Annotated in this window: 19 protein-coding genes; 8 read left to right on the top strand and 11 right to left on the bottom strand. The window is 64.4% G+C overall.

Annotated elements, in window-relative coordinates; genetic code table 11:
* Nucleotides 1-136 precede the first annotated feature (136 nt).
* From BMW28_RS03555 to BMW28_RS03545, 3 genes are all read right to left on the bottom strand, one after another.
* A complete protein-coding gene (locus tag BMW28_RS03555; protein WP_091813915.1) occupies nt 137-973 on the bottom strand; it encodes an undecaprenyl-diphosphate phosphatase in 837 nt (278 codons plus the stop codon).
* A gap of 267 nt (nt 974-1,240) precedes the next feature.
* Nucleotides 1,241-2,959 (bottom strand): cation acetate symporter, encoded by a 1,719-nt coding sequence (locus BMW28_RS03550; protein ID WP_091813912.1) that lies wholly within the window; start codon nt 2,957-2,959, stop codon nt 1,241-1,243.
* Nucleotides 2,956-3,264: a DUF485 domain-containing protein gene (locus BMW28_RS03545; protein ID WP_091813909.1), complete on the bottom strand. Its 309-nt coding sequence runs from the start codon at nt 3,262-3,264 to the stop codon at nt 2,956-2,958. Before BMW28_RS03545 ends, BMW28_RS03550 begins: the two co-directional genes overlap by 4 nt.
* Before the next feature lie 441 nt (nt 3,265-3,705).
* Here BMW28_RS03545 and BMW28_RS03540 point away from each other — a divergent pair, with 441 nt between their 5' ends.
* From BMW28_RS03540 to BMW28_RS03530, 3 genes are all read left to right on the top strand, one after another.
* A complete protein-coding gene (locus BMW28_RS03540) occupies nt 3,706-5,529 on the top strand; it encodes a DUF294 nucleotidyltransferase-like domain-containing protein (protein ID WP_091813906.1) in 1,824 nt (607 codons plus the stop codon).
* Nucleotides 5,530-5,544: 15 nt separating this feature from the next.
* Nucleotides 5,545-6,201 (top strand): 3'-5' exonuclease, encoded by a 657-nt coding sequence (locus BMW28_RS03535; protein WP_091813903.1) that lies wholly within the window; start codon nt 5,545-5,547, stop codon nt 6,199-6,201.
* A gap of 121 nt (nt 6,202-6,322) precedes the next feature.
* Entirely contained in the window at nt 6,323-8,182 is a 1,860-nt protein-coding gene (locus tag BMW28_RS03530; RefSeq protein ID WP_091813900.1) for a glutamine--tRNA ligase/YqeY domain fusion protein, read from the top strand.
* A gap of 10 nt (nt 8,183-8,192) precedes the next feature.
* Here BMW28_RS03530 and BMW28_RS03525 read toward each other — a convergent pair whose 3' ends face one another.
* Both BMW28_RS03525 and BMW28_RS03520 read right to left on the bottom strand, forming a co-directional pair.
* A complete protein-coding gene (locus tag BMW28_RS03525; RefSeq protein WP_091813897.1) occupies nt 8,193-9,110 on the bottom strand; it encodes a bestrophin family protein in 918 nt (305 codons plus the stop codon).
* Between the two features lie 35 nt (nt 9,111-9,145).
* The gene (locus tag BMW28_RS03520) at nt 9,146-10,582 is read right to left on the bottom strand and encodes a DHA2 family efflux MFS transporter permease subunit (RefSeq protein ID WP_091815448.1); all 1,437 of its coding nucleotides are present in this window, start codon (nt 10,580-10,582) and stop codon (nt 9,146-9,148) included.
* A gap of 173 nt (nt 10,583-10,755) precedes the next feature.
* Between BMW28_RS03520 and BMW28_RS03515 the strand changes: the two genes are divergently transcribed.
* Nucleotides 10,756-11,205 (top strand): DMT family transporter, encoded by a 450-nt coding sequence (locus tag BMW28_RS03515; protein ID WP_091813894.1) that lies wholly within the window; start codon nt 10,756-10,758, stop codon nt 11,203-11,205.
* Between the two features lie 236 nt (nt 11,206-11,441).
* Here the strand turns inward: BMW28_RS03515 and BMW28_RS03510 are convergent, their stop codons facing one another.
* Nucleotides 11,442-11,927 (bottom strand): hypothetical protein, encoded by a 486-nt coding sequence (locus BMW28_RS03510; protein ID WP_143280538.1) that lies wholly within the window; start codon nt 11,925-11,927, stop codon nt 11,442-11,444.
* A gap of 323 nt (nt 11,928-12,250) precedes the next feature.
* Here BMW28_RS03510 and BMW28_RS03505 point away from each other — a divergent pair, with 323 nt between their 5' ends.
* Entirely contained in the window at nt 12,251-12,721 is a 471-nt protein-coding gene (locus BMW28_RS03505) for a YeeE/YedE family protein (protein WP_091813889.1), read from the top strand.
* Nucleotides 12,718-13,131 (top strand): YeeE/YedE family protein, encoded by a 414-nt coding sequence (locus BMW28_RS03500; RefSeq protein ID WP_091813886.1) that lies wholly within the window; start codon nt 12,718-12,720, stop codon nt 13,129-13,131. Before BMW28_RS03505 ends, BMW28_RS03500 begins: the two co-directional genes overlap by 4 nt.
* Nucleotides 13,132-13,146: 15 nt before the next feature.
* Here BMW28_RS03500 and BMW28_RS03495 read toward each other — a convergent pair whose 3' ends face one another.
* A complete protein-coding gene (locus BMW28_RS03495) occupies nt 13,147-13,521 on the bottom strand; it encodes a DUF488 domain-containing protein (protein WP_159430700.1) in 375 nt (124 codons plus the stop codon).
* Nucleotides 13,522-13,694: 173 nt separating this feature from the next.
* Between BMW28_RS03495 and BMW28_RS03490 the strand changes: the two genes are divergently transcribed.
* Nucleotides 13,695-14,609 (top strand): peptidoglycan DD-metalloendopeptidase family protein, encoded by a 915-nt coding sequence (locus BMW28_RS03490; protein ID WP_234969962.1) that lies wholly within the window; start codon nt 13,695-13,697, stop codon nt 14,607-14,609.
* 72 nt (nt 14,610-14,681) lie between these two features.
* Here BMW28_RS03490 and BMW28_RS03485 read toward each other — a convergent pair whose 3' ends face one another.
* From BMW28_RS03485 to BMW28_RS03470, 4 genes are all read right to left on the bottom strand, one after another.
* Nucleotides 14,682-15,596 (bottom strand): metal ABC transporter solute-binding protein, Zn/Mn family, encoded by a 915-nt coding sequence (locus BMW28_RS03485; protein WP_091813880.1) that lies wholly within the window; start codon nt 15,594-15,596, stop codon nt 14,682-14,684.
* Nucleotides 15,593-16,510, bottom strand: coding sequence for a metal ABC transporter permease (locus tag BMW28_RS03480; protein ID WP_091815442.1), 918 nt, complete (start codon nt 16,508-16,510; stop codon nt 15,593-15,595). The genes BMW28_RS03485 and BMW28_RS03480 overlap by 4 nt, the downstream gene beginning before the upstream one ends.
* Entirely contained in the window at nt 16,503-17,279 is a 777-nt protein-coding gene (locus tag BMW28_RS03475; RefSeq protein WP_091813878.1) for a metal ABC transporter ATP-binding protein, read from the bottom strand. Before BMW28_RS03475 ends, BMW28_RS03480 begins: the two co-directional genes overlap by 8 nt.
* 208 nt (nt 17,280-17,487) lie before the next feature.
* Complete coding sequence (locus BMW28_RS03470; protein ID WP_159430698.1) at nt 17,488-18,429, bottom strand: CPBP family intramembrane glutamic endopeptidase; 942 nt, start codon at nt 18,427-18,429, stop codon at nt 17,488-17,490.
* Nucleotides 18,430-18,535: 106 nt separating this feature from the next.
* Between BMW28_RS03470 and BMW28_RS03465 the strand changes: the two genes are divergently transcribed.
* Complete coding sequence (locus BMW28_RS03465) at nt 18,536-20,158, top strand: FAD-binding dehydrogenase (protein ID WP_091813875.1); 1,623 nt, start codon at nt 18,536-18,538, stop codon at nt 20,156-20,158.
* Nucleotides 20,159-20,180 lie beyond the last annotated feature (22 nt).

Raw genomic sequence — 20,180 nt, 5'->3', positions numbered from 1 at the left:
CTGGAAGTCTGGACGATATGCCAGTTGTACAGGAGATTGGACGCCCTTGGACAGGAAAAAGTTCACCCCGCAGCAAGCGAATGTCACTGCGGGGTGCTGTCGGCGTTGCCGGCGGCGTGCCGGCAGTCATGCAGGCTCAGTCAGCCCACACCACCAGACCGGTCCACCAGGTGGCCAGCACGATCACGCCGAACACGATGCGGTACCAGGCAAACGGCACGAAGCTGTTGCTGGAAATGAACTTCAGCAGCCAGCGCACGCACAGCCAGGCGCTGATGAAGGCAAACACCAGGCCCACCAGAAACACCGGCAGCTCGGCCATGGTCAGCACGTCACGTGCCTTGTACAGGCTGTAGACGCCGGCGCCGATCAGCGTGGGAATGGCCAGGAAGAAGGAAAAATCGGTAGCTGCCTTGCGGTCCAGCCCCAGCAGCATGCCGCCGATGATGGTCGCGCCACTGCGGCTGGTGCCCGGAATCATGGCAAAGCACTGCACCAGACCGACCTTGAGGGCGTCCCAGGGCGTCATGTCGTCCACGCTGTGGATACGGGCGGTGTTCTGGCGTTTTTCCGCCCACAGGATGACGAAGGCACCCAGGATGAAAGTGGTTGCCACCACCTGCGGGGTGAACAGGTTGGCCTTGATCGCCTTGCCGAACAGCAGGCCCAGCACCACGGCCGGCAGGAAACCGATGATCACGTTCATGGCAAAACGGCGCGCCTGCCCCGAGCTGGGCAGCTGCACCACGGTGTCGCGAATTTTCTGCCAGTAGACCAGGATCACGGCAAAGATGGCGCCGGTCTGGATGGCGATGTCGAAAGCCTTGGCCTTTTCCGGCGTGAAGGGCGGCGCAGAGAAGTCGAGCAGCGAGCTGGCAAGAATCAGGTGGCCGGTGGAGGAAATGGGCAGGAATTCGGTCAGGCCTTCCACAATGCCCATGATGGCAGCCTTGATCAGCAATAAGGTATCCACGCTACTCCCGGTGGTCAGTGATTGACAGGCTGGCGCACGTGCTTGCGCCACGCCAGTGCAACCGCTGATTATCGCAAAGCTTTCCTGCCCCGCCGCGCTTGTGCCGGGACGGTCCGTGTCATCTGTCACTTCCGCCTCGATCCGCGCCTGCCATCCGCACGGCCCATGCAGGCTGCCAGGCCGCGCAACAGGCACAAAAAAAACCGGGCATGAAGCCCGGTTTCAAATCCAGTGCCTTGCGGCACTGGCACAGGTTGCCTGGTTGGCTTAGTGGTCGGATGCCTTGGCAGCACCCAGACCGGTTTCGGAACGGATCTGCTGGGCCGGGAAGGCCGCGCGCTCGATGGCTGCCTGCTTGCTGTTGTCCAGGATGGAGAACAGCCAGATGCCTACGAAACCGATGGTCATGGAGAACAGGGCCGGCGACGTGTAGGGGAACAGCGCGGAACCCTTGGGGTTGCCCAGCACGGCTTCCCACACCGAGGGCGACACGATGGTCAGCAGCACGGAGGAGATCAGGCCCAGGAAGCCACCGATCACAGCACCCTTGGTCGTCATGTTCTTCCACATGATGGACAGGAACAGCACCGGGAAGTTGGCGGACGCAGCGATGGCGAAGGCCAGCGACACCATGAAGGCGATGTTCTGCTTCTCGAACATGATACCCAGCAGCACGGCGATCACACCCAGTGCCAGCGTGGTGATACGGGACACCTTCAGTTCGGAAGCGCTGTCGGCATTGCCGTTCTTGAACACGGTAGCGTACAGGTCGTGCGACACGGCGGAGGCGCCGGACAGCGTCAGACCAGCCACCACGGCCAGGATGGTTGCGAAAGCCACGGCAGAAATGAAGCCGAAGAACACGTCACCGCCGACCACTTCTGCCACCAGCACGGCAGCCATGTTGGCCGTACCGGCACCGCCCTTGATGACGCCCTTGGTGGTGTCAGCCAGAACCGGATCCGTCAGCACCAGGGTGATGGCACCGAAACCGATGATGAAGATCAGCACGTAGAAGTAACCGATCCAGGTAGTGGCCCAGGCCACGGACTTGCGTGCTTCCTTGGCGTTCGGCACGGTGAAGAAGCGCATCAGCACGTGCGGCAGACCGGCGGTACCGAACATCAGGGCCATGCCGAAGCTGATGGCAGAGATCGGATCCTTGATGAAGCCGCCCGGGCCCATGATGGCCAGGCCTGTCTTGGCAGCAGCGTCAGCAGTGGCGCCACCGTTGACGGCGATCTGCGACTTGACTTCCACTGCGTGGCGGAACAGGGCTTCGGGGCTGAAGCCGTACTTCAGCAGCACCATGAAGGCCATGAAGGTCACGCCGGACAGCAGCAGGCAGGCCTTGATGATCTGCACCCAGGTCGTTGCGGTCATGCCGCCGAACAGCACGTACACCATCATCAGCACGCCAACGATGATCACGGCGAAGATGTAGTCAAGACCGAACAGCAGCTTGATCAGCTGGCCGGCACCAACCATCTGGGCGATCAGGTAGAAGGCCACCACCACCAGCGTGCCGCAGGCGGCAAACGCACGGATCGGCCCCTGCTTGAAGCGATAGCCAGCCACGTCGGCAAAGGTGAACTTGCCCAGGTTGCGCAGGCGCTCGGCCATCAGGAAGGTGATGACGGGCCAGCCCACCAGGAAGCCGATGGAGTAGATCAGGCCGTCATAGCCGTTGGCCATCACGGCCGCGGAAATGCCCAGGAAGGACGCTGCCGACATGTAGTCGCCGGCAATGGCCAGACCGTTCTGGAAACCCGTGATGCCGCCGCCGGCGGTGTAGAAGTCGGCAGCCGACTTGGTCTTGGAGGCGGCCCACTTCGTGATCCACAGCGTGGCCAGCACGAAGACGCCGAACATGATGATGGCAGTCCAGTTGGTGGACTGCTTGGCGGTTTCGCCTACATCACCGCCTGCCGCCATTGCGGCGCCGGCAGCCAGCAGGGAACCCAGTGCAAAAGCGGTTTTTTTCATTTGCTGGCGTCCTTCAGGATTTCTTCGGTGAGAGCGTCGTACTCGGTGTTGGCACGGCGCACGTAAATGACAGTGATGATGATGGTGAAAATGATCACGCCCATGCCGAGCGGAATGCCCAGTGTGGTCACGCCGCTGCCGATGGGCTGCGCCAGGAACGCCTTGTTGAAGGCAATCAGGGCGATATAGCCGTAATAGACAATCAGCATGATGATGGTCAGGGTCCAGCCGAAACGGTTGCGTTTGGCTTTCAGTTCCTGGTATTTCGGGTTGTTGTTGATCTTCTCCACGATGGGGTCACTCATGGTCGTCTCCTCCTAGATGTGAACGATGGGCGAATCGTGGCACCCGAAACATGCTGTTAACTTACAAACTGTCAGCATCAGGTGCAGGACTAGGGTTCGCCACCATGGTGTAAACCCTAGTTTGAGTCGCAGACTGTTGTATCCCTCAAACGAATGTCAGTCCCGTGACAAAAGTGGATTTGTATCCCTTTCCACTCAGGAAAGCCCTGCATTCATCGACGTTTACGTAAACGTAAGGTAACAGCACAGCGCGCTTGCGGACGGCCGTTCGGATATGGAAAGGCCGCAAAACCTGTAAGCTTGGCGTAACAGTCCCCCCATTAGACTGACCGCGGTTCCAGCATTCCTGGCCGGGCAGTGCAGCCGGTCGGGGTGGTGCCGTGCGGGGCTACTTTCGCGCCCCGGCGACTGTGTCGCCCTTCCCTTCTCTCCCCTGCCACCATGCCCAACGCCTTCAATTTTTCCGCCTCTCCCTTCGACAGCCTGAGCAAGGCCGAACAGAACGAGGTGCGCGACAACGTGGACATTGCCTATTTCCGTCGCGGCGAGGTGATTCTGGATGTGGGCGACAAGCCGCGCCACCTGTACGTGATCATCAAGGGCCGCGTGGTACAGCTCGATGGTGAAGACATGCTGCACGTGTACGGTCCGGACGACACCTTCGACGGCCGCGGTCTGGTGGCCGGCAAGGCCAGCCACCGTTTCCAGGCGCAGGAAGAAGTGGTGGCCTACGAGCTGGCCGAAGAGACGGTGCTGTCGCTGATCGCCAGCAACGCTACCTTCAGTGCCCTGCTGTTCTCCAAGCTTGGCGACAAGCTCACCGCCCTGTCGCAGCGCCAGGACCAGCAGGAAATGCAGTCGCTCACGCTCTCGCGGCTGGAAGAGGCGCTGCTGCATGCCCCGCATTACGTGGATGCCGACACAGACATCGCCGCCATCGCGCGCATGTTCGACAAGGAACGCATCTCGCACGTGCTGGTGCGTGATACCAGCGGCACGCTGCCGCGCCTGGGCATCTTCTCCAGCACGGCGCTGCCCAAGGCCATCATCGACGGCCGCCCGCTGGACGACCTGCCGGTGGGCGATCTGGCCACCTACAACCTGATCACCCTGCCCCCCAACGCGCTGATGGGCGATGCGCTGGCCAAGATGCTGCGCCACCGCATCCACCGCATCGTGGTGGCCGAGGGCGACACCGTGCATGGCGTGGTGGAATCGCTGGACGTGTTCAGCTTCCTGTCCAACCACTCGCACCTGATCCTGACGCGCATCGACCAGGCCGACAGCCTGGAGGCACTGGAAGGCGCGGCCGGCCAGACGACCCGCATGGTGCAACAGCTCTACCGCAGCGGCACCAACGTGGGCCTGATCGGCGATCTGGTGCAGGAAGTGAACGCGCGCCTGTTCGAGCGCACCTGGGAGATGATCGCTCCGACCGAACTGGTCAAGAACAGCTGCCTGATCGTGATGGGCAGCGAGGGCCGCGGCGAGCAGCTGCTCAAGACCGACCAGGACAACGGCCTGATCCTGCGCGACGACTACACGCCGCCTGCCAACCTGCAGGACATCTGCGACCGCTTCTCGGCCGAACTGGAGCGCTTCGGCTATCCCGAGTGCGCCGGCAAGATCATGCTGAACAACCCGGACTGGCGCGGCACGGTGAGCGAGTGGAGCGAACGCACGCGCACCTGGATGATCCAGGGCAGCCCGGAAAACCTGATGAACCTGGCCATCTTCCTGGACGCCCATGCCGTCACCGGCGACGAGCGCCTGCTCGATCGCGTGCGCGACCGCCTGTGGGAACTCGCCACCGACAACGAAGCCACTCTCAGCCGCTTCGCCAGTGCCATCGACGCCTTCGGCAGCGGCAGCAACTGGCTCAGCCGGGTCTTTGCGCTGGGTGACAGCGGCGAGCTGCTGCACATGAAGAAGCTGGGTATTTTCCCGATCGTGCACGGCATCCGCAGCCTGGCGCTGGCCAACCGCATCAAGGCCACCAGCACGGTGGAGCGCATCCACGCACTGGTGCAGATGGGCAAGCTCAAGCAGAGTTGGGGCGACAACCTGATCAACAGCCTGCACATCTTCATGGGCATGCGTCTGAAGGTGGGACTGCAGGAGCTGGAAGCCGGCAAGCCGGTGAGCGGCCATGTGGACGTGAGCGAGATCAGCAGCCTGGAGCGCGACCTGCTCAAGGACAGCCTGGGCATTGTCAAGCGCTTCAAGGCCACGTTGCACCAGCGTTTCCGCCTGGACGTGATGTAAGCGCGGAGCGGATCCATGGCACTTTCCGGTTTCACCCCGCGCGCCTGGCTGGATGGCGCGCGCCAGCGCTGGCAGAAGGGGCAGATCAAGCCCGAGTTCGGTTTCGTCTTTGATGATCCGCCCGAGGACGAATACGTCTCGCTCGATTGCGAGACCACCGGCCTGAATGTGCGCAGCGACGACATCATCTCGATCGGCGCCGTGCGCATCAAGGGCAACCGCATCATGAGCAGCGAGCGGCTGGAACTGCTGGTGCAGCCGCAGGGCAACGTCTCGGCCGAAAGCATCCGCGTGCACCGCCTGCGCGAGATGGATGTGGCCGACGGTCTGCCGGTGGAAGAAGCCATGCGGCAGCTGATCCATTTCATCGGCAGCCGCCCGCTGGTGGGCTACTACCTCGAGTTCGACGTGGCGATGATCAACCGCGCCATGAAGCCCCTGCTCGGCATCAGGCTGCCGCAGAAGCAGATCGAGGTGTCTGCCCTGTACTATGACTACAAGTTCAGGCAGCTGCCGCCCTACCAACAGCAGGACAATGCCGATATCGACCTGCGATTCAACACACTGATGGAGGATCTTGCCCTGCCGACACGTGATGCGCACGATGCGCTGAACGATGCGGTGATGGCGGCGCTGGCCTTCATCAAGCTGAAGGAACTGGGGCAAGCCTGAACGGGTTTTGTGGCGTTCCGGCACGAAGGGGCCGGCGTCAATGGCGCGGCCCGGAGCGCAAGGCAGGTGAATGCGCCACTGCCACCTGCGGGCGGGGCTGTGAGCGCCTAAAATCCTGTCCATGACTACCCCAAGCAACAACACCCCTGCCAGCGCAGCAGAAGAATCCGTCAAGCCCAGCAACTTCCTGCGTCAGATCATCGAATCCGACCTGGAAAAAGGCAGCTACGCCAGCCGCAAGTGGAACGGCGCGCCCGGCAATGCCGCGCACCAGCAGGCCGGCCTGCCCGACCCGGCGAAAATCCGCACGCGCTTTCCTCCCGAGCCGAACGGCTACCTGCACGTGGGCCATGCCAAGAGCATCTGCCTGAACTTCGGCCTGGCGCAGGACTATGACGGCGTGTGCCACCTGCGCTTCGACGACACCAACCCCGAGAAGGAAAGCCAGGAATACGTGGACGCCATCATGGAGGCGGTGCACTGGCTGGGCTTCGACTACAGGAGCAGCTTTGGCGGCAAGGAGGAAACCCACCTCTACTTCGCCAGCAACTACTTCGAGGACATGTATGCGGCAGCCGTGTACCTGATCGAACAGGGCCTGGCCTATGTGGACGAGCAAAGCCCCGAGGACATGCGCAAGAACCGTGGCGACTTCGGCACGCCGGGCTTGAATAGTCCCTTCCGCAGCCGCAGCGTGGCCGAAAACCTGGCGCGCTTCACCGAAATGCGCGAAGGCAAGCTGGCGGACGGCGCGGCCGTGCTGCGCGCCAAGATCGACATGGCGCACCCCAACATCAACATGCGCGATCCGGCCATCTACCGCATCCGCCGTGCGCACCACCACAACACGGGCGACGCCTGGTGCATCTACCCGATGTACACCTTTGCGCACCCGATCGAGGACGCGCTGGAAAACATCACGCACAGCATCTGCACGCTGGAGTTCGAAGACCAGCGTCCGTTCTACGACTGGCTGATGGAGCACCTGACGGCGGGCGGCATCGTCAACACCCCGCCGCCGCACCAGCATGAATTTGCCCGCCTCAACCTGACCTATGTGGTCACCAGCAAGCGCAAGCTCAAGCAGCTGGTGGACGACAACCACGTGAGCGGCTGGGACGACCCGCGCATGCCCACGCTGGCCGGCCTGCGCCGCCGTGGCTACACGCCGGCCGCCATCCGTCTGTTCTGCGAACGTATCGGCGTGACCAAGGCCGACAGCTGGATCGACTACGGCACGCTGGAAGGCGCGCTGCGCGATGCGCTCGACCCGGTGGCACCGCGCGCCATGGCCGTGCTGGATCCGCTCAAGGTCACCATCACCAACTGGGACGAGGTGATGGGCGCCGGCTTCCTGGACGAATGCAAGGCGCCGGTACACCCGCACCACCCCGACATGGGCCAGCGCACCATGCGCATGGGCAAGCACGTATGGGTGGAGCGCGAGGATTTCATGGAAGTGCCGAGCAAGGGCTACTTCCGCCTGTTCCCGCCGCACGCCAGCCCTACCAGCAATCCGCCCGGCCAGCACAAGGACGGCAACAAGGTGCGCCTGAAGTACGGCCATGTGGTGGAATGCACCGGCTACGAGAAGGATGCCGATGGCAAGGTGACGGAAGTGTTCGTCTCACTGATCCCTGACACCAAGAGCGGCACCCCCGGCGCCGACAGCGTGAAGGTGAAAGGCGTGATCGGCTGGGTCGGCGCCGAGGATGGCGTGCAGGCCGAAGTCCGCCTGTATGACCGCCTGTTCACCGAGGCACAGCCGGATGCCGGTGGCCGCGACTTCCTGACGGTGCTGAATCCGGATAGCCTGAAGGTGGTGCAGGGCTGGGTGGAGCCGTCTGTGGCGCAGGCCGGGGCGGAGAGCCATTTCCAGTTCGAGCGTCTGGGTTACTTTGCGACGGATCGCGTGGATCACGGCAATGGCAAGGTGGTGCTCAACCGCGTGTCCGGGCTGAAGGATTCCTGGGGCAAGTAAGTCTTCCGGCTCAGAGCAGCACCCCGTCCTTCGGCTGCACCGGCTCCGGCAGATCCGTCTCCCCCAGCTGCGCCCGCAGGTTGATGTCGATGGTGCGGCTGATGGCGTCCAGCGGCAGGTCGTTCGGTTCCTCGTCGAAGGGATCGGCGATCTCGTCGCCCAGCGCATCCAGCCCGAAGAAGGTGTACGACACCACGCCCACGATCACTGGCGTGAGGTAGCCGATGGTGTCGATCAGTGCGAACGGCAGCAGGAAGCAGTAGATGTGCACCGTGCGGTGCAGCAGCAGCACGTAGGTGTAGGGAATCGGGGTGGACTGGATGCGCTCGCAGCCGCCCAGCACGTGCGAGAGCGCACCGACTTCATGGTCCACGCGCGCCACCAGCTGCGGATCCAGCCCCTCCTCGCCCAGTTCGCGGCTGGCATGGCCGAGTTCCATCAGGATGGCCGTAGGACGGTGGGGCGCTGCCAGCACTTTTTGCAGCAGCTCGGGCGGCAGCAGCGGTGTGAGGTCGGCGGTCGGATCCTTGCCGCGCAACTGGTTCTTGAGCGCGTAGGCAAAGGCGATGGCCAGATAGACGCGCTGGCGCGTGGCCTCGCCGCGCGGTGACCTGGGCAGCGTGATGAACTGGCGCGCCAGGTTGCGGCAGGTGATCAGCATCTCGCCCCAGAGCTTGCGCCCTTCCCAGAAACGGTCGTAGCTGGCCGTGTTGCGGAAGCCCAGGAAGATGGCCAGCGTCAGGCCCATGATGGTGAAGGCGGTGGGCGTGAGCGTGACCTTGTGGTCATACACCTCGCCGTGGGTGAAATTGACCAGCACCGACAGCAGCATGGTGTAGGCCACCCGTCGCCAGATCTTGGACGCAATGGAACCCCGCAATGAAAACAGGATGTGGAAGATCGTCGGGTTGCGGGGAGGCAGGAACATGGGCTGGAAGAAACAACAGAATCGGCTGGAGGATGCTAGCACGCGGGCTTGCGGCCGCCCCGCATGAACCACGCAGCTAGCAAGGCCACCAGATACATGCCGGCCACCAGCAGGAAGCCGTCGCCATAGGCATGGGCCACGCCATCCGGCTGGCCCTGGTAGGCCATTTCGCGCCAGGCAACGAACACGGCGGCCATGGCGATGCCGAGCACACCACCCAGCTGGCGTGCATAGCTGGTCACTACCGAGGCCTGACTCATCTGTGCCGGCTGCAGCGTGCGCAGTGCAGCCACGCTCAGTGCCGGCAGAATCATGCCGAGGCCGAAACGGCCCACGATGGTGGCAACCACGATTTCGCTGTAGCTGATGTAGGTGGCGAACACGGCCAGCATCACGGAAGACGCAAAGAACAGCGCGAGCCCGATGGCGGTGACCAGCAGCGGCGAATACTTGTCGGCCATGCGGCCCGCCACCGGAATCACCAGCGCCAGCACGATGCCGGAAGGTACCAGCGCCGTACCGGCAGCGGTTGCCGAATAGTGCAGCGCCTGCAGCATGAACACCGGAATCAGGTAGGACGAGGCGTAGATGCCGAAGCCATAGGCAAAGAACACCACCACCGACATGCTGAAGCGTGCCTGCTGGAACAGTTCCAGCCGGATGATGGGGTGCTCAATCCGGCGCGCGTGCAGCACGAACAGGCCTAGCAGAATGACCGCGGCGGCAGAGAGCAGCAGCGTGCCGGGTGCGAGCAAACCACTGTGCTGCAGGCTGGAAATGCCCTCGATCATGGCCAGCGTGGCGCCGGTGAGCAGCAGCACGCCGATCCAGTCGAAACTGCGGCGCGTGATCTCGCGCGGCAGCGGCAGCCAGCGCGCGGCCAGCCACAGGGCCGCCACTCCGGTCGGCACGCCCAGCCAGAAAATGGCGGACCAGGAAAACATGTCCAGCAACATGCCGCCCAGACTGGGCGCAACGGCCGGCGCCAGCACGATGCCGAAACCCAGGATGCCGGAAGCACGGCCCTGCTCATGCGGCTGGAACAAGCGCATCACCGCCAGCGTGCCCAGCGGCTGCATCACCCCTGCAGCAACGCCCTGCAGGATGCGGACGACCACGATGCCCGAAAAGCCCATCCAGGAAGCGCCCAGCGCACCGGCCAGCGAACTGGCCAGCAGCAGCGCCGAAGAGCCCAGAAACAGCTTGCGAAAACCGATGCGTTCCAGCAGCCACGGTGCCGGCAGCATGCCCACGGCCATCGCCGCCATGAAGCCGGTCATGGTCCACTGCGCCTGTTCCTGTCCGATGCCGTAGCGCTGCATCATGGCCGGAATTGCCACGGCAAAACTGGTGGTACACAACACCGCCGAGATGATGCCCAGCGCCATGACGAGCAGTACCAGCCAGGGGTAGCGCTCGCCGTGCTGGGCGCGCAGGGTGTCGGCGGTTTGGGGGGCGGGGAACAATGGCATGGAGGCGGTCTGCGGCATCAGGGACGGCATGCGCAGGCCGGTGAGCAAGTTTAGCGGTGGACAATGCCGGAGCAAAAACGAGGGACATTGGGACGCGCCTGCCTCAATGCACGCGCCGGCACAGGGATACGGTCCGCATTGCACAATGAGAGCTGACTTTCTGGAGGATCCCGATGCGTGTGTTCATCATTGCCGCGACCCTGCTGGCCGGCGCCCTGATTCCGGTGCAGACGGCCATCAACAGCCAGTTGCGCGTCGCGCTGTTCCAGAGCCCGGTGCTGGCCAGCCTGGTGTCGTTTGCGGTGGGCACCATTGCACTGGCGCTGGTGTACTTCGGCTTTCTGCGCGGCGCCGTGCCAGACGGGGCCATGCTGCTGCGCACCAGCTGGTGGATGTGGATCGGCGGCGTGCTGGGCGCCTTCTTCGTGATGATGGGCATCGTGGCCGCGCCGCGCGTGGGGGTGGCCACTGTCGTGGTCGCCCTGATCGCCGGGCAGCTGGCCATGGCGCTGGTGCTGGACCATTTCGGGCTGATTGGTTTGCCGATACGCGAGATCACCCCGCTACGCCTGACGGGTGCGCTTGTGGTGCTGCTGGGGGCTTTTGTGTTTACACGCGGATAGACCTTGGCCCAGCCGGAAGTCTGACAGGGCAGCCTGGGCAAGGTGCTGCTTCGTTCCCGCCCTTTTACCCTTCCGCCCTTCCGCCCTTCCGCCCTTCCGCCCTTCCGCCCTTCCGCCCAAAGTGGAACACCCCGGGGACAGGTCCCAGGGGTGTTCTCTTTCACACAGGCAAGTGTGAGGGTTGGCGTCCGCCGCGCCCTGTGACGGCAGGGTGCGTTACGGACGGCTTGGGCCGCTTACTGTGCCAGGTTGGTCGGCACGCCAGGCTGCACGGCAGTGCTGGCGCCGTCCACATCCTTCACGGCCTTGGTGGTCTTGCTCACCTTGGTGGACTTGGCCTTTTTCTTGGTGGTGGCCTTCTTGGTGCTGGCCTTCTTCACCGGCTTCTTGGCAGTGCGGTTCTGCTCGCTGGCGATCTCTTCAGCGCCCGGCTCGGTGGTGCCGACACGCTCGGCTTCCATGCGGTTGGAGGGGGTAGCCGGCGTGGCAGCCAGGGCGCCCGGCTCGGTGCGTGCTTCAGCCGCGTTGGCAGAAGGAGTGGCGGCCATGGAGTCGGCAGCCTTGTCACCCATGGAGGCGGGAGACGGCATCGCCTTGGACGGGGCCGCCTCGGCAGCAGGAGAAGGCGTAGCCGGAGCCATGTCGGCAGGCTGGGCCATGGCCACGGAACCGGCCATCAGGGAAACGGAAGTCAGCAGAGCGGTGAGGAGTTTGTTCTTCAAAACGGGATCCTTGCGGTTGTTGAACACAGACCGACGCGGAAGCGACGACAGGGCGAACCTTAAAAACCCGCCAGCCCGCAACCCTGTAGGACCAGTCCTATATACGTTTGCAAATGTTGTTTTGGTAACCGAGAAACGACATTTTCATGACAAAAACCTGACATCGAATACCGGAACCGTGACGCACTGCACACACGGGAAAACCCCATGAACGATGCCGTCATGCCACAGCCTGCTCGCTTTTTGTGCAGCGACCGGCGTTACAGCTGCTTACTCCAAAGCACAGCGCCAGAACCGGTGGCCACCCACCGGATAATGCCGGGATGACGACTTTTTCCCTCTTCCCTCTGGGCTGGCAGCACTATCTGCTGGGCGGCCTGTGCATTGGCGGCGGCGTGGCGCTGCTGTTTCTGTTGACGGGCCGCATCGGCGGCATGAGCTCGGTGTTCAGCAGCAGCTGGAGCTACGTGGTGCAGCGCCCGTTCTTTCAGCAGGCCAAGTTCACCGATACGCGCCGCTGGCGTCTGGAATATGCGCTGGGCCTGATCTTGGGCGCGCTGGTGTGGTGGCTGTGGCTGGGCGATGGCGCCCGCGAAACCACGCAAATGCCCTGGTGGCTGCTGCTGGCCGGCGGCTTTCTCACCGGTTACGGTGCCCGCCGTGCCAACGGCTGCACCTCCGGCCACGGCATTTGTGGTCTGGGTTCGCTGCAGCGCCCTTCCCTGCTGGCCGTGCTGACCTTCATGGGCACCGCCTTCCTGACGGCGAATCTGGTAACGAGGTGGCTGGCATGAGCATAGGCAAGACAATCGCAACCGTGGCAGCCGGCGCGCTGTTCGGCTTCGGGCTGGCGCTGTCCACCATGATCCGTCCCGAGGTGGTGCTGAGCTTTCTGCAATTCCGCGACTGGGGGCTGGCACTGGTGATGGGCGGCGGCGTGGTGGTCACGCTGCTGGCCTACAAGCTGATTCCGCTGATGCTGCGCCACCCACTATTCGGCGGCGAGTTCGGCAAGCATCCCAGCGAATGGAACCGCGAGACCCTGACCGGCTCGGCCATTTTCGGCATTGGCTGGGGTTTGACAGGCGTCTGCCCCGGCCCGGCAATTGCCGGCCTGGGTGCGGGCAACTGGACGCTGCTGTGGGCCGTGGCGGGCATTGCGCTGGGTGCACTGGCGCACGGCTGGCAGCAGGATCGCCGCTGACACCAGACAGCGCGGTCAGTGCGCTGTCTTGCCCCGCTGCTTCAGCACCTTGGCCAGCACGCTGAGGTGGCTGTGTTCCGGATCGCGCGCGGCAGTCAGCAGGGTCACCGCGCCGTGCTCGCGGTGCAGCGAGCGGATGCGTTGCAGCGCTTGCTGTGCCGCTTCGCTATCGGTCAACTCCTGGGTGAAGCGCGTGCTGAAGCTGTCGAAACGCCCTTCGTGGTCTTCGTGCAGCCAGTGCCGCAGTTCGGTGGACGGCGTGGCGTCCTTTTCCCAGACCACGCCCGCGAGCTTCTGCTTGCTCAGGCCGCGCGGCCACAGGCGATCCAGCAAGACCGCATGCTGGCCTGACTGCGCGTCGTAATCATAGGCACGTTGCAGGTGGTACATCGCAGTCTCCTGACAGAGTGGACATGCCACCATTGTGGTCTGCACCCGGCGGGATGACGAGGCAAGGCCCTCGCAGCCATGCCGTTATTGCGGATATCACGCTTTTTTGCCCCGGCGGGTGCCTGGCCGGCGATTTTGGCCCTAGCATGGCAAGCAGGTATCGAGGAGTTGCCATGACGTTCGCATCCACCAGCCCCTATTCGCGCACCATCGCCCCTGCTGCCGAACAGGCCGACAGCATGCCGCTGCTACCGCGCCGCGTGCTGCTGCAGGCGCTGCTGGCCACCGGTGCCCTCGCCAGCGCACCGGCCGGCATGGCGATGCCGCCACTGCCCCAACTGCCCCGCTCCGAAGCGGTGCCGGGCGGCGTGGCCATCGTGCCGCTCGGAGCCATCCAGGGCGATCCCCGGGTGACCACGGAAAACGGCACACCGGTGCTGCTCAGCACCGATGCGCGCGGCATGGTGGCGGTCGTCGGCATTCCACTGTCGGCCCAACCCGGCGAGGCCCGGCTGACGCTGCGCGACGGCAACGGGACGCGCACCATTGCCTACGCGATCGCACCCAAGACCTATGCCGAACAGCATCTGAAGGTGTCACCCAAGGTGGTGGATCTCTCGCCCGAAGACACGGCGCGCTACCAGCGCGAGGCAGCGCATCAGGCCAAGGTCAAGCAGCGCTTCAGCCCGGAGACGGCGTTTTCGCTGCGGCTGCAGCAGCCTACGGCCGGCAGGCTGAGCAACAGCTTTGGCAAGCGGCGCGTGTTCAACGGGCAGCCGCGGGCGCCGCACAGCGGGGCCGACATTCCCGCACCAACCGGGCAGGCCGTGATGTCGCCTGCAGACGGCACGGTGATCGATACTGGTGACTATTTCTTCAATGGCAACACGGTCTGGATCGACCATGGCCAGGGCCTGCTCAGCATGCTGTGCCATCTGAGCCGCATCGATGTGCAGCCGGGACAGAAGGTGAAACGTGGCGACACGGTGGGTGCCGTGGGCGCCACCGGCCGCGTGACGGGGCCGCATTTGCACTGGTCGGTACTGCTGAACCAAGCGTCGGTCGATCCTGGCCTGTTTCTGGAATAAAAACTCCTGATTGCCCCGCAATCGGCCCCTCTCAAAACAACGGGAGCGCTGTGGCTCCCGTTGTGACTGTGCTTACTTCATCGCCTTGACCATCTGCGTCACGTTGTGGCGCATCATGTTCACGTAGCTGGTGGCCGGGCCGCCGGCGGGGCTCAGGGCATCGGCGTAGAGCGGTGCTGTCTGCACGGTCACGCCGGCCTCCTTGGCCAGCTGCTGCACCAGGCGCGGATCCTTGATGTTCTCGACGAACACGGCCTTGACCTTTTCCTGCTTCACCTGCTGGATCAGCTTGGCGACAGTGCGGGCAGAGGCTTCGCTCTCGGTGCTGGTGCCCTGCGGGGACAGGAACTGCACGTCGTAGCGCTTGCCGAGGTAGGCGAAGGCGTCATGGCCGGTCAGCACCTTGCGCTCGGCCTTGGGCACGCTGTCGAACTGTTGCGCTGCCCAGGTATCCAGCTCACGCAGGGTCTGCTGGTAGTCGAGCAGGCGCTGGCCGTAGTAGAGGCGGCCTTCGGGGTCGGCAATGATCAGGGCACCGGCCACGTTCTGGGCATAGCGCTGCATGACTGCGGGGTTGGTCCAGACGTGGGGATCGACGTCACCGTGGTCGTGGCCATGGTCATGGCCCTTGTGGTCGTGGTCGTCCTCCTCCACCTTGATGGTGGGAATGCCCTTGCTGGCCGCCAGACTGTAGACCTTGCTGTCGCGCACGGCGCGCTGGATGCTGGCGCCTTCAAAGCCAAGGCCGTTCACCAGCACCACCTTGGCAGCGCGGATCTTCTGGATATCGGCCGGCTTGGCCTGATAGACGTGTGCATCCTGATTGGGGCCGACCAGCGTTTCCACCTTGACGCGCTCGCCCCCAATTGCGCGCGCCACATCGCCCAGAATGCTGAAACTGGCAACCACCGGCACCGGTGCGGCGGCGAAGGACTGGCTGGCAGCCAGGGTGCAGGTGGCGAGCAGCGCCTTGAAGAAACGGGTCATGAGGCATCCTTTCGGTCGGGAGTGAAGCCGGCACGCTGGTGGTGCCGGTGCGAGAGCCAGCGCGGGATCATGCCGCCCTGGCTGGCGAAAAGCAGCGAAAACAGGTACACGCCACCACACAGCAGGATGATGGCGGGGCCGGACGGCAGGTCTACATGGAAGGACAGCAGCAGGCCACCGTAGCCGCACACCAGCGCGATCAGCACGGCCAGCAGCATGATGGCGCCCATGCGGTCGCGCCAGAGGCGTGCGGTGATGGCGGGCAGCATCATCAGGCCTACTGCCATCAGCGTGCCGAGCGCCTGGAAACCGGCCACCAGATTCAGCACCACCAGCATCAGGAACAGCACATGCCAAAGCGTGCCGCGCGCGCCCACGGCCTGCAGAAAAACGGGATCGACGATCTGCACCAGCAGCGGCCGGTAGATCAGCGCCAGCACCACCAGCGTGATGCTGGCCACGCCGGCCACCAGGGTGAGCGTGGGTACATCCACCGCCAGCACCGAGCCGAACAGCAGGTGCAGCAAATCGACCTGGCTGCCCTGGCGGCTGACCATGAGCACCCCGATGGCGAGGCAGGTGAGGTAGAAGGCAGCGAAGTTGGCGTCTTCCTTCAGGCTGGAATAGCGGCTGGCCAGACCCACGCCGAGCGCCACCACCAGGCCGGCGATCAGGCCGCCCAGGCCCATGGCGGTGATGTTGAAGCCGGCCAGCATGTAGCCGGCTGCCACCCCCGGCAGCACGGCATGGCTGATGGCATCGCCCATCAGGCTCATGCGGCGCAGCATCAGCAGCACACCGATAGGGGCGGCGCTGAGCGACAGGAACAGCACGCCGGCAAGCGCGCGGCGCATGAAATCGAATTCGACAAAGGGGCCGATCAGCAGATCGTGCAGCAGGCTGGCGTCAATCATGGTGGTGATGATGGAGGTGCTGCGGGGGCTGGAGCTGGTCGGGTTGCACATCGCACCATTCGTCGGCACGCACTTCCTGGCGGAAACCGTCGGCCTGGTGCAGGTTGGCCTGCGTGAGCACCTGCATGGATGGCCCGCTGGCCACCACTTCGCGGGCCAGCAGCAGCGTGTTGTCGAACTGGGTGCGAGCCTGTTCGCGGTCGTGCACCACGGCGATCACGCCCTTGCCTGCCGCCACGCAGTCGCGCAGCACGTGCAGCAGTGCGTGGGTGGTATGGGCGTCCATGGCGTTGAAGGGTTCATCGAGCAGCAGAAAGCGTGCTTCCTGCACCAGCATGCGCGCGAACAGCACACGCTGGAACTGGCCGCTGGAGAGTGCCGCAATCGGGCGCTGCGCCTGGGCGTCCATGCCCACGCGCTCCAGCGCCTGATGGACACGCTGGCGCTGCTGCGGGCGCAGGCCACCGAAGCTGCCCATTTCATGCCACAGGCCCAGCGCCGTGAGCTCGAACACGCTCATGGGCAGGGTGCGGTCGATTTCGGCCAGCTGGGGCAGGTAGGCGAGATCGCGGCGCTCCACGCCCTGCCATTGCACGCTGCCGGTGTCGATCGGCAGCAGGCGCATCATGGCCTTGAGCAGCGTGCTCTTGCCGGCGCCGTTGGGGCCGAAGATGGCCCAGGAACTGCCCTCCTCGAAGCGCGCGTACACATGGTGCACGGCGGGCACGCTGCGGTAACTCACGGTGATGTTGTCGAGCACCAGGGGCATTCAGATCACCGCAAAGTAGACCAGCCAGATCACGGCCAGCAGCACGGCCACCCAGAGCAGGCGCCAGAGCATGCCATCGAGCAGCAGGGATTTCATGGAGGGTTCCGGGGGTTGAGAGGGAATGGCAGTGGTCAGGCCAGCGCTGACACACTACTGCAACAAGGTTGCGATTGTAACCCATGCGGCAGAAAGCGGCACGGGCATCCCTTCAGCCCTGCGCCGCCCTGCTCTCGTTGGCCTCAGCGGTAGCCACAGGCTTTTGCGCCGGCCAGTGCGGTAGCGTCCAGCGTGCGGCTTCGCGGTTCTGGTAGGCGCGCCATATGATCCATGCGGCCAGGCCGACCAGCAGCAGTTGCACCACCGCCGTGATCCAGTCCACCTTGGTCATGAACAGCGCTTCCTGCAGTTGGTTGGTGAAAATCGCATCCAGAAACGCGGTCTGGTTGTTGAGCGTGTGCAGCGCAATCGCCGCCTCCAGCCCGCCGGTGCGCAGGGTGAGCCAGCCGAACAGCAGGCCCAGGCCAAAACGGGCCAGGAACAGCGGGCCATCCTGGGGCCCATGCATCATGGCAAACAGCAGGGAGGGAATCAGCAGCGAAAGCGCAATGGATACCACGCGCTGGCGGAAAAAGCTGCCCACGACCTGCGCCGCCAGGCCGCGAAAGGCCAGCTCCTCGCCTGCGCATTGCAGGGGCGTGAGGAACAGCAGCATCACCACGGGCCAGAGCATCTGTCCACGCAGGTCGATCGGATGCGGCGCGACAAGAAACAGGTCCAGCAGCAACAGCGGCCCCATGGCCAGCCAGCTCACCGCCCAGGCACGCAGCAGCCAGCCCCAGCGCATGCGCTGCCAGAGCGACAACAGCGATCCGGCCGGATGCCAGTAGCCCAGCCGGACAGCCAGCATGCTGGCCGGTATCAGCCCGATCAGGGACAGGTTGAGCAGGAGCAGGAACCAGGGCACTTCGTCTGCACGGACGCCCGGGCCGAGGGCGTTGACTCCGGCGCGCAACAGCAGCAGTGAGCCGCCATAGATCAGTCCGAAAATCAGCAAGGCCAGCCACGGCTTCCACCAGCGGCTGCCTAGCGCACGCTGCCATTGGGGGTAGCGGACGGGCTCGAAAATGGACGGGTCGCCGGGAGAAGTCATGCCGGCATGGTAGCGCAACGATGCCGCTGCCCTACTGGAAAACCTCAGTAGCCCGATACCGGGCCGCTTTCTACGATACGACCGTGCTATTTTTTCGGGAGACAACGTGGAGCGACATGCGGGCGACATCCTGATCATCGGAGCCGGACTGGCAGGCATTGTGTGCGCCCTGCGCCTGCTGGACCAGGGGCGGCGCGTGCTGCTGCTGGACCGCGATACCGAACAGAACCTGGGCGGCCTGGCGAAGGAAAGCTTTGGCGGCATCCTGCTGGTGGACACGCCGGAGCAGAGACGCCAGCGCATCCAGGACACGCCCGAACAGGCGCTGCAGGACTGGCTGCGCTTTGGCGATTTTTCCCGCGACAGTGCCGTCGACCACTGGCCACGCCGCTGGGCCGAGCACTATGTGCATGACTGCCTGCAGGATGTATATCACTGGCTGCGCGGGCAAGGTGTGTCCTTTTTGCCCTTGCCGCTCTGGGTGGAGCGCGGCATGACGCCCGGGGGCGGCGGCAACTCCGTACCGCGCTGGCATGTGGTGTGGGGCACCGGGCACGGGCTGATGCAGACGCTGGTGCAGCGCCTGCTGCTGCATCCGCAGCGGGATCGGCTCACCCTGCTCTGCCAACACCGGGTGGAAAGCCTGCAGACCACTGCCGGTGCCGTGAGCGGCTGCGCGGGCGTGCGAGAAGCCAGTGGCGAGGCATTTGAAGCCGAAGCGCCGGTGGTGATCGTGGCTGCCGGCGGCATCAACGGCAATCTGGATCTGGTCCGGCAGCACTGGCATGCCGACTGGAACCGTCCGCCGGAAACCCTGCTCAACGGCGCGCATCCGTATGCCGATGGCCGGCTGCATCAGGCAGCGCAGCAGGCGGGCGCCGAACTCACGCATCTGGACCGGCAGTGGAACTATGCCGCCGGCATCCGCCACTGGGGGCCACGCAAGCCGGAGCATGGCCTGTCGCTGGTGCCGCCGCGCTCGGCGCTGTGGCTGAACTGGCGCGGCGAGCGCATCTGGCCTCCGCTGGTGAGCGGCTACGACACGCGCGATCTGGTCACGCAGATCTGCGCGCAGGACAAGGCCTGTTCCTGGCAGCTGCTCAACCACCGCATTGCGCTGAAGGAGCTGGCGATTTCGGGTGCCGAATTCAATCCGTCGATCCGCAACCACAGCAGGCTGGGCATATTGCGCGACCTGCTGCTGGGCAACCGGCGACTGGTGGATGAAGTGCTGGCGCACAGCACGGATGTGGTGACGGGGCAATCTCTGGAGGAATTGGCGGAGCGCATGAACGCGCTGCAGGGCGACCAGGCGGTGGACGCCAAGGCCCTGCGCGACATGGTGGTGCGGTACGATCAGGAAGTGGCCCAGGGCGAAGCCAGCACCGACCCGCAACGCCAGCGCATTGCCGAACTGCGCCGCTGGAAAGGCGATCGCTTGCGCATCTGCAAGGCCCAGCCGATTCTGGATGGCAAGGCACTGCCGCTGATCGCCATCCGCGAACACATCATCAGCCGCAAGAGTTTGGGCGGCATCCACACCAATCTCGCGTGCGAGGCCTTGCGCGCGGATGGCAGCGCCGTGCCCGGCCTGTATGCGATTGGCGAGGCCGCCGGCTTTGGTGGCGGTGGCATGAACGGACTGCGGGCGCTGGAAGGCACCTTTCTGGGCGGCTGCATTTACAGTGCGCAACGTCTTGCCCGCGCACTGTCGCAAGGAGGCAGGTAGGATGTGGTGTTCCACCAAGCAG

It is taken from the genome of Allobrachymonas denitrificans DSM 15123, assembly GCF_900110225.1.
Taxonomy (GTDB): Bacteria; Pseudomonadota; Gammaproteobacteria; order Burkholderiales; family Burkholderiaceae_C; genus Brachymonas; species Brachymonas denitrificans.
This window is presented reverse-complemented; position numbering and strand designations above follow the sequence as displayed.

Excerpts from the sequence above, each read along its gene's own strand:
- BMW28_RS03550 (WP_091813912.1), bottom strand. The coding sequence starts at position 2,959 with ATGAAAAAAACCGCTTTTGCACTGGGTTCCCTGCTGGCTGCCGGCGCC.
- BMW28_RS03480 (WP_091815442.1), bottom strand. The coding sequence starts at position 16,510 with ATGATTGACGCCAGCCTGCTGCACGATCTGCTGATCGGCCCCTTTGTC.
- BMW28_RS03490 (WP_234969962.1), top strand. The coding sequence starts at position 13,695 with ATGACGTTCGCATCCACCAGCCCCTATTCGCGCACCATCGCCCCTGCT.
- BMW28_RS03500 (WP_091813886.1), top strand. The coding sequence starts at position 12,718 with ATGAGCATAGGCAAGACAATCGCAACCGTGGCAGCCGGCGCGCTGTTC.
- BMW28_RS03520 (WP_091815448.1), bottom strand. The coding sequence starts at position 10,582 with ATGCCATTGTTCCCCGCCCCCCAAACCGCCGACACCCTGCGCGCCCAG.
- BMW28_RS03470 (WP_159430698.1), bottom strand. The coding sequence starts at position 18,429 with ATGACTTCTCCCGGCGACCCGTCCATTTTCGAGCCCGTCCGCTACCCC.
- BMW28_RS03515 (WP_091813894.1), top strand. The coding sequence starts at position 10,756 with ATGCGTGTGTTCATCATTGCCGCGACCCTGCTGGCCGGCGCCCTGATT.
- BMW28_RS03475 (WP_091813878.1), bottom strand. The coding sequence starts at position 17,279 with ATGCCCCTGGTGCTCGACAACATCACCGTGAGTTACCGCAGCGTGCCC.
- BMW28_RS03545 (WP_091813909.1), bottom strand. The coding sequence starts at position 3,264 with ATGAGTGACCCCATCGTGGAGAAGATCAACAACAACCCGAAATACCAG.
- BMW28_RS03485 (WP_091813880.1), bottom strand. The coding sequence starts at position 15,596 with ATGACCCGTTTCTTCAAGGCGCTGCTCGCCACCTGCACCCTGGCTGCC.
- BMW28_RS03540 (WP_091813906.1), top strand. The coding sequence starts at position 3,706 with ATGCCCAACGCCTTCAATTTTTCCGCCTCTCCCTTCGACAGCCTGAGC.
- BMW28_RS03505 (WP_091813889.1), top strand. The coding sequence starts at position 12,251 with ATGACGACTTTTTCCCTCTTCCCTCTGGGCTGGCAGCACTATCTGCTG.
- BMW28_RS03495 (WP_159430700.1), bottom strand. The coding sequence starts at position 13,521 with ATGTACCACCTGCAACGTGCCTATGATTACGACGCGCAGTCAGGCCAG.
- BMW28_RS03530 (WP_091813900.1), top strand. The coding sequence starts at position 6,323 with ATGACTACCCCAAGCAACAACACCCCTGCCAGCGCAGCAGAAGAATCC.
- BMW28_RS03525 (WP_091813897.1), bottom strand. The coding sequence starts at position 9,110 with ATGTTCCTGCCTCCCCGCAACCCGACGATCTTCCACATCCTGTTTTCA.
- BMW28_RS03535 (WP_091813903.1), top strand. The coding sequence starts at position 5,545 with ATGGCACTTTCCGGTTTCACCCCGCGCGCCTGGCTGGATGGCGCGCGC.